Genomic DNA, 2,419 nt, shown 5'->3' on the forward strand with positions numbered 1-2,419 from the left:
CTCCGGCCCCACGCCGAACACGCGCTGCTGCGCGGCCGCCACGTTGCACAGCCCCCGGTGCGGCACCAGCACCCCCTTGGGGCGGCCGGTGGAGCCGGAGGTGTAGATCACGTACGCCGGGTGCTCCGGCGTCACCCCGCCGCGCGACGGGTTCGTTTCCGGCTGCGCCGCCCACGACGGCGCGGCACCGTCCAACTCCAGCACCGGCACGCCGCCGAGGCCGTCGAGCACCCCGGCCAGCGCCTGCGCCACCGCGTGCTGCGTGAGCACGACGGCCGGGGCGCTGTCGGCCAGCATGTACGCCAGGCGCTCGCGGGGATACGCCGGGTCCAGGGGCACGTACGCGCCTCCCGCCTTCAACACGGCGAGGACGGCGGCCACCATCTCCGGCCCGCGCTCCACGCACAGGGCCACGCGCACCTCCGGCCCCACGCCCCGCGCCCGGAGGTCGTGGGCCAGCCGGTTGGCGCGCGCGTTCAGTTCGGCATAGCTCAGGCGATCGTCGCCGAAGACCACCGCCGTGGCGCCGGGCGCGCGCTCCACCTGCCGCTCGAACAGTTCGTGGATGCACGATGACGACGCGTACTCCGCGTCCGTCCGGTTCCACTCTTCCAGCACCCGCGCGCGCTCCGCCGCGGGAAGCAGCGGGAGCGCGTCCACCGCCTGCCAGTCGTCGGCGACGAACGCCTCCAGCACCCGGCGCAGGTACGCCAGGTGGCGCTCCACCGTGGCCCGGTCGAAGAGCGCCGTCGCGTACTTGACGCTTCCCTGGATGCGGTCGTCCGCCTCCCACAATCCCAGCCAGAGATCGGTCTTGGCGTCCACGTGCGCCGACTCCACGGCTACGCCCGCGTCCACCCCCGGGAGCAGCAGGGTGTTGCCCTCTCCCCGCGCCATGTTCTGCCAGGCGATCACCACCTGGAAGAGCGGGTGATGCGACACGCTGCGCACCGGGTCCACCAGCTCCACCACCTGCTCGAAGGGGATGTCCTGGTGGTGCTGCCCCGCGAGCGCCCGCTCCTTCACGCGGCCCAGCAGCTCCGCCACCGTGGGCGCGCCGGACAATTCCAGGCGCAGCGCCAGGGTGTTCACGAAGCAGCCGATCAGCCCCTCGGTTTCGCGCCGTCCGCGCCCCGCCGTCGGCGTGCCGATCACCACGTCGTCCTGCCCCGAGAGCCGGCTGAGCACCACGGCCCACGCGGCCACGAGCGTCATGTACGGCGTGGTGCCGTGCCGCCGCGCCAGCGCCTTGATCCCCGCCGTGAGCGCCGCGTCGAGCTCCACCCCGAGCACCGCGCCGCCATGGTCCACCTGCGCGGGGCGCGGACGGTCGGTGGGCAGCTCCAGCAGCTCCGGCGCGCCGGCCAGCGTACGCGTCCAGTAGTCCGCCTGCTCGCGCAGGACGTCGGCATCCACCCACCGGCGCTGCCAGACCGCGTAGTCGGCGTACTGCACCGGCAGCGCGGGAAGGCGCGCCTCCCGCCCGTCGCGGTGGGCGGCGTAGAGCGCGGAAAGCTCGTCGAAGAGCACCCCGAACGACCAGCCGTCGGTGACGAGGTGGTGCATCGCCAGCACCAGCACGTGGTCGTCCTCCGCCAGCCGCACGAGCCGGCCGCGCACGAGCGGCCCCCGCTCCAGGTCGAAGGGCGCACGGGCCTCTCCGGCGATCAGCCGGTCCAGCTCCGCCTCGGCGTCCGCGCGCGCGGCGAGGTCGTGCTCCACCAGGTGGAACCCGCTCGCCGCCGCGGGGGCAATCCGCTGCACGGGAGCGCCGTCGACCTGCGCGAAGGTGGTGCGCAGCGCCTCGTGGCGGGCCACCACCCCGTCCAGTGCCTGCGCCAGCGCGTCCACGTCCAGCGCGCCCCGCAGGCGCAGCGACTTGTGGAGGTGGTACACGCTTCCCGCGCTCCCCAGCTGCTCCAGGAACCAGAGCCGCTGCTGGGTGAAGGAGAGCGGCAGCGCCCCCGTACGCTCCACGGGCACCACGGGCGGCAGCACCGCCGCCCCCGCGCCGCGCATCTCCTCCACCCGCGCGGCCATCCCCGCCACGGTGGGCGCTTCGAAGAGCGCGCGCAGCGGCAGCTCCACGCCGAAGGCCTCGCGCACCTGCGACACCACGCGGGTGGCCAGGAGCGAGTGCCCGCCCAGCTCGAAGAAGCCGTCCTCCACGCCCAGGCGCTCCACGCCCAGCACCTCGGCCCAGATCCCCGCCAGCACCTCCTCCACCGGCGTGCGCGGCGCGACGTACGTCTCGTCGTCCCCCGTGAACTCCGGCTCCGGCAGCGCCTTGCGGTCCAGCTTGCCGTTGGGGTTCACCGGGAGCGCGTCCATGTGGACGAACGCGGCCGGCACCATGTACTCCGGCAGCCGCTCGGCCAGGTGGGCGCGCAGCACCGCCGCGGCCGCACCGTCGCCCGTG

Annotated in this window: 1 protein-coding gene; it reads right to left on the minus strand. The window is 74.7% G+C overall.

Annotation, left to right across the window (positions count from 1 at the left end; all coding sequences use genetic code 11):
- Positions 1–2,419 (minus strand): condensation domain-containing protein (locus VIB55_RS15475; protein ID WP_331877561.1); only part of this gene is annotated, 2,419 nt, incomplete at both ends.

The sequence above is a fragment of the Longimicrobium sp. genome, assembly GCF_036554565.1.
In the GTDB taxonomy this organism is placed as follows: Bacteria; Gemmatimonadota; Gemmatimonadetes; order Longimicrobiales; family Longimicrobiaceae; genus Longimicrobium.